We start from the raw sequence: 7,324 nt of genomic DNA on the forward strand, positions 1-7,324 counted from the left end.
TGTGATCTATACGTCAGGCTCAACCGGGCAGCCTAAAGGGGTAGCGATCAGACATAGCAATACTAACGCTATGCTGCATTGGGCTAATTCAACCTTTGCCCCTGATGAACTTTCAAAAGTGTTGGCGAGTACTTCTTTAAATTTTGACTTGTCTGTGTTCGAGTTATTTGTGCCTCTTTGTTTCGGTTATCAGTGTATTTTGGTTAAAGATGCGTTTACATTGATAGAACAACGTATTGAGCCCAGTTTAATTAATACTGTACCGTCAGCCATTAAAGTTTTGCTGGAGAATAAGTCTATTTCAGACAGTGTTAAGCTCATCAACCTTGCGGGAGAGCCTTTAAGTACTGAGATAGTCAATGAAATATTGAATAATACAGATTGTACAAAAGTATATAATTTGTATGGTCCATCAGAAGATACCACTTACTCAACTTCTATGGCTTTTACATCTGCCATAAATAATAAGCCAGGAATAGGGAGAGTAATAGCAAACAGTCAGGCATTTGTATTAACACAAGGGCTGGAATTAGCGCCTTTTGGTGTTGCAGGTGAATTGTACTTATCAGGAGCAGGTGTCGCCAAAGGTTACCTTAATAAACCAGAATTAACCGCTGAGCGCTTTATTGATAATCCGTATTATGATGAAGCCAACCACAATAGTTCAAAGAGTTTGTATAAAACTGGCGATTTGGTGCGTTATTTACCGGATGGAAATTTAGAATATATTAACCGCATAGACGATCAAGTTAAGATCCGCGGTTTTAGAATAGAGCTTGGTGAGATTGAATCTCATATAAATAAGCAGGCTGAAGTTGACAGCGTTTTAGTATTAGCTAAAGAGTTGATGGTGGGAGAGAAGCAGTTGGTGGCTTATGTCAAGCGAACTGCTGTTATACAAACAACACCTACCGCTAACGAGGTTAAAGAAGAAGATTCAACCGTTTTAACTGATGGTGCTTTTATCACATCGCTTAAAGAAGCTATTGCGAATGATTTACCAAATTATATGGTACCTAGTTTGTTTGTGATTGTTCCGGAGTGGCCGTTGATGCCAAACGGTAAAATTAACCGTAGTGGGTTGCCTGAGCCCGATGGCAGTTGTTTACTTTGTGAATATGTTGCTGCTGAATCAGTAACAGAAAGGTCATTGGTAGCTATCTGGTCTACATTATTAAAACTTGATGAGGATAAAATCAGTATAACGGCCGACTTTTTTGATTTAGGTGGGCACTCATTACTCGCTACTCGATTAGCTTTACAGGTTAGATCTGAACTACGTCAAGAGCTTGCAATAAAGGTGATTTTTGAATCACCAACAATTAGTGAATTAGCTCAGCGAATAGATATTGGCTTTGATACTAAATTAGTCGAGACAGTGACATCAGTTAAACGACTAGAAGGTGAGCCTGTTATCGCGTCTTTTGCTCAACAACGCTTATGGTTTCTCGATCAGCTTCAAGGTGGGAGTGCTGAATATCATATGCCATTAGCATTATTAGTTGAAGGTGATTTGAAATTTGATGCTGCAGAGCAGGCGATTGTACATATAATCCAACGACATGAAAGCTTGCGTACTGTTTTTAAAGAACACGATAAAAAAATCATGCAAGTTATTTCCTCAACGTTTGAGTTTACCCTTAAACGTTATGACTTAACCCCGTTGGATGAAAGAGATCAACAAGAAAGAGTAAAAGAGCTAATTAAAGAAAACAGTACTAAACCGTTTAACTTAAGCAAAGATTTAATCATAAGAAGCTCTTATATTCACCTTGAACATCAAGACACCGCAAACAGTGTTCAAAAAGGGATATTGTTATTTAATATACATCATATAGCCTTTGATGGTTGGTCCATGAACATATTATTGGATGAGTTTACTGCTTATTATCAGTCTATTATTCGTGGAGAACTTGAGGTGTTGAGTCCTTTAGCAATTCAGTATGCTGATTATGCTTATGCTCAAAATAAACGTCTACAAGGTGATTTTCTTGATAGTCAACTGAGCTATTGGGAAAATGTATTAACAGATGCGCCTAGTTGCCATAACTTACCATTAGACAGACCCAGAACCCATGCTTCACACAAATCGGGGACCGTTTCCGGACATTTATCGAAAGAATTAACACTGAAAATAGCAGAAAGGGTTAAAGAAGCTAGTTGCACTTTGTTTATGTTAATGCAGTCTGCTTTAGCGGTACACATTGGTCGTTTAAGTTATGAAACAGATGTTGTTTTAGGAGCTCCTACTTCCGGACGGAACCAAAGAGAAATCGAACCGTTAATTGGGTTATTTACCCATACTCAAATTTTCAGAACAACCTTTTCTGATAACCCTAGTTTTAAACTGTTGTTAGCGCGAACAAAGCAAGAATATTTTGTTGCACAAGAATATAATGAAGTGCCACTAGAAAGTATAGTAGAAAGAATAAGCCCAGCAAGAAACTTATACCATACACCAATTTTTCAAGTGCTAATTAATTTAAATAACAATGAGGTTTCGGATAGTCAAATTGATGGTGTTCAATTTAGTCCTATTAAAGAACAAAACGGAATCACTAATAAATATGACCTCACTTTATATATTAAAGAAGAAAAAGGGAAAGAAAATATCAGTTTAAGCTGGGTTTATGATGCGAGTTTATTCGACCAAGCCACCATTGAAATGTTTGCCCAAGAATTTGAATATTTTGTCATGCAAATTATACAAAACCCAAAGGTACCTGTGTTGAATCATAGCTGGGAAAATATAGTTTCTCGCTCTACAATAAAACAGCCTGATAATAAATCTGACATCAAGTCGCTAGCAAGCTTATTTGAAGCACAAGTGCAAGCAAGCCCTGAAGATATCGCATTATCGGTGAATAATCAGGAATTAAGTTTTGATGATCTTAATCGACAGGCAAATAAACTAGCTCATCTTTTATCATCACAATATCAAGTATCTATTGGAAGTAGAGTTGCTATCGCTACCAAGCGTAATTCACAACATATTATTGCTGTGTTAGCTTTAATTAAATTGGGGGCTTGCTACATTCCACTGAGTGAGGAATTACCTCAAGTTAGACTTCAATACATGATTGAAAATTCACAATCATCACTTGTTTTAACTGATGCAGAATTTTTAGCAAGCCATAACTGGTTAAAAAATATTAATGGTGAAGAGACTATATCTCATGAAATTACTAGTTCATATCTGACAAGGATAGTACTAGATTGTAAACAATCAATTCAGTTAATAGATGAACAACCTGATGTTAATCCAAAGACATGTGAATTGCCTGAAAAAGCATTAGCAAACATTATTTACACTTCAGGCTCTACTGGCAAACCTAAAGGTGTGATGGGCAGTTATGAAGCAACATTTAACCGAATTGCGTGGATGCTAGCAGAGCTTCCCTTCGATGAAGGTGAATCAGTAATACATATTACCGATTTAGCTTCTATCGTGGCTATTTGGGAAATGCTGGTTCCTTTGTGCGGTGGTGCTAGATTACTCTTTTGTTCAAGAGAGTTACTTCGTCAAACGGATAAGTTTTCAGCTTTATTGAATGATGAAAATATTACGAGGTTGAAATCAACACCTTCATTAATGAATGCCCTGATGGAAACTAATTTTAAGAGTTATTTTGGTCAATCTTTACGCCATTGGTTTGTTGGTGGGGAGTTACTCGTGATGTCGGATGTTAAAAAAGTACTTATCCAGCTTCCTGAGTTATCTCTGTATAACTTGTATGGCTCAACAGAAGTTATGTCTGATGTATTGTGGGCAAAAGTTACTTTGGAGGATACAGGTGCCTATGCACCCGCTGGTTACCCTATTAGTGGGGCCGACGTTGTGGTGACGGATTTTAATGGTCAACAAGTACCTGATGGCGTTATCGGCGAGCTTGTTGCGTATGGTGTCGGTGTTGCTAACGGATATGTTGATGCTAATGTTGATAGTCAGCATAACTTTATACAAACAACTCAAGGTTGTGGGTTCCGTACGGGTGATATTGGTTGGGTCGGTAAGGATAATCAAATCAATTGTATAGGTCGTATTGATGAACAAATCAAAATTCGGGGGTACCGTGTTGAACTCGGTGAGATAGCAAGTCAAATATTATTATATCAGGGAGTTAATTCGTGCAGTGTCATAACCCTCAATGATGCGTTGGAGCAAAAACGTATCGTGGCTTATGTGGTTGTAGAGGAGGATGTTCACGATGATGAAAAACTGGTTGATGAACTTAAAATTACACTGCAAAAGAACTTACCAAGTTATATGGTGCCATCTGCATTTGTTGTTATTGATAAACTCCCTTTAATGGAGAATGGTAAGCTTGATAAAAAAGCGTTGCCGGAGCCGGATGGACGTTTTTTAACGGGGGAGTATGTTGCAGCCGAAACCGCAACAGAAAAGACTTTGGTAGCAATCTGGTCATCATTATTAAAACTTGAAGTGGATGAAATCAGCACAACAGCCAATTTTTTTACGTTAGGTGGGCACTCTTTATTGGTGATGCGTCTGGTTTCAGAAATTCGTAAACAACTGCAATGTGAGTTATCAGTCAAGGCTGTTTTTGAATCACCTAGTATTCAGGCGTTATCGGTATGTGTTACTAATGCATCTGACACCGTGTTAAGACGAACAATAAATCCGAGAACACAAGAAAATAAAGAGGGAGTGTTATCTTTTGCCCAGCAACGCTTGTGGTTTATTGACAAATTTAATCATGGGAGTGCTGAATATAATATGCCAGCGGCGTTTGATGTGGTTGGTGCCTTTGATGTGAAAGCTGTTGAACAAGCAATTTCACTGATCATTACTCGTCATGCTGTATTGCGTACGGTTTATATTGAAAACGATGAGGAGACCTCACAGTATATTCAAGACAGCTTTAATTTTACCGTGCAACAACATGATTTAACCTTCCTCTGTGATGCTGAAAAACAAGCAAGATTAGCAACTCTGATCGAATGTGATATAAAAACGCCCTTTAATTTAGGTCAGGACTTGATGATCAGAGTCAGCTTTATTTTACGGGATAAGGGAGATAATAAAGACGACTGCGAGCAGCAAGCCACCTTATTATTTAACATGCATCATATTGCTTCTGATGGCTGGTCAATGAAGCTTTTGATTAGCGAATTTGCCACCCAGTATCAAGCTATCATTACTGGTCAGCCTGCTCTCTTGCTCCCGCTTGAGGTCCAATATGCGGATTATGCGCACTGGCAGAGAGAATGGTTACAAGGAGAAGAGTTCGACAGTCAGTTAAGTTATTGGGACAAGCAGTTAGCCGACTTACCTTCGATACACTCTCTGAGCTTGGATGAAACAAGACCAGAAGAAAAGCAATATGCAGGGGCACGAGTTTCTGGACAGTTATCAGGTGATATTGCGCGTTCATTGCAGCACATTGCAAAAGCGCATCAGCTAACACCATTTATGTTATTACATGCGGCCTTAGCGCTGGTTTTAGCTCGCCACAGTAATAGCGATGATATTGTCATCGGCACACCTGTTGCCAACCGATTACAGGCAGAGATTGAGCCGCTAATAGGATTTTTTGTCAATAATTTAGTCCTCAGACTTGATACAAATCATCAATCGTTAAGCGATTATTTGGCTCATGTACGTGAAGTGCATTTAGATGCACAATCGAATCAGGATGTGCCATTTGAACGTTTGGTGGAACAATTAAATATTCCGCGCAGTAGTGCTTATACTCCCGTATTTCAAATTATGTTGACGACAGACACGGATTATGGATTAGGGGAAAATAAAGAAAGGCAGGAACTGACTTTACCGGGATTAACCTTGTCGCCGTTGCCAGCAGAGCACATTACTGCCAAATTTGATTTGGATATTCGTATCAGTCTCAATGAAAGTGGTGTAAATCTTGAGTGGATTTTTGATAAAGCCATCTTTAATGAAGCCCATATAGCACAATTCAATGATCATCTCTCTCGTTTACTGACGGGGTTAGCGACAGTAAGTGAAACAGAACTTGTAGGGCCGTTGCAGATAAAAAAATTACCTATGCTCTCCACACTTGAGTTGGATTATTCATTGAATACCCTCAATGATACTGAGCAGGATTATCCAACAGATAAATGTCTTCATGAATTATTTGAAGCACAGGCAGTAGCTAATCCGAATAACATTGCTGTAGTTTTTGAAGATGAACAACTTACCTATCAGGAGCTTAATCAGCAGGCAAATAAGGTAGCGCATTACTTAGCAGAGCATCATGACGTTACACCAAATACCTTGGTGGGAATATGTGTTGAACGCTCATTACAGATGGTCGTAGGGTTACTCGGAATATTAAAAGCTGGCGGCGCTTATGTACCACTGGATCCAAGTTACCCTACCGCTCGTTTACAGCATATTATAAACGATACGGGTATCAATTATTTATTAGACCAATCAGGATTACATACCCGTCTTGAACTATCAGACAAGGTTAAACTGATATCAATCAACGATACAAGGTTCACTGATGTTTTCATTGATTATCCTGTTACTAATAGGCAGTTGGCAGATAAGCAGCCTTTATCAAGTCTAGCTTATGTGATCCATACTTCTGGCTCGACAGGAACACCCAAAGGGGTCATGATTGAACAAGGGGCATTTGTTAATTTTTTACAGGCAATGCTGTTTCAATTAGGGCCAAACTTTAATCATGATCTTAAGTTACTGGCCGTAACTACTATGGCCTTTGATATTGCAGGATTAGAAATCTGGGGGCCATTATTTGTAGGTGGTCAAGTTGTTCTGGCGTCAAAAGATGATGTAATAGATCCAAGTAAATTAAGTCATCTACTTAATGTTCATGACATTAATTTCATGCAAGCGACTCCAGCCGGCTGGCGGTCATTACTGGATGACGATTGGGCAGGGAAGAAAGATTTAGTTGCCTTATCTGGAGGTGAACTACTACCTGACAAGTTAGCGAAAAGCTTGATGAGGAATTGTGCTCAGTTGTGGAACTGTTATGGACCAACTGAAGCAACTGTATGGTCTCTTGTACGACGTATAGATTGTGATAACACAAGAGGAAATATTGCTAATTTGGCAGGGCCACTCTCAAATTATAGCCACTACGTGCTGGACTCAACACAGGAAGTTGTTCCGCAAGGTGTTATTGGCGAACTTTACATTGGCGGGACAAGTCTAGCGCGTGGTTATCTCAATAATCCAGATTTAACGAAAGAAAAATTCATAGCAGATCCTTTTGCTAGTAGAAAAGATGCACGTTTATACCGAACAGGTGATTTGGTTCGTTTAGTTTCAGATGGTCAATTAGAATTCGTTGGTCGTACGGATACACAA

The 7,324-nt window shown here is 38.9% G+C and carries 1 protein-coding gene; it reads left to right on the forward strand.

Annotated features, from left to right (window positions below; translation table 11 throughout):
• Positions 1-7,324, forward strand: a 7,324-nt coding sequence (locus GAB14E_RS0122550) for a non-ribosomal peptide synthetase (RefSeq protein WP_033081061.1), incomplete at both ends; no start/stop codon positions are given.

The sequence above is a fragment of the Colwellia psychrerythraea genome, assembly GCF_000764185.1.
Classification (GTDB): domain Bacteria; phylum Pseudomonadota; class Gammaproteobacteria; order Enterobacterales; family Alteromonadaceae; genus Colwellia; species Colwellia psychrerythraea_B.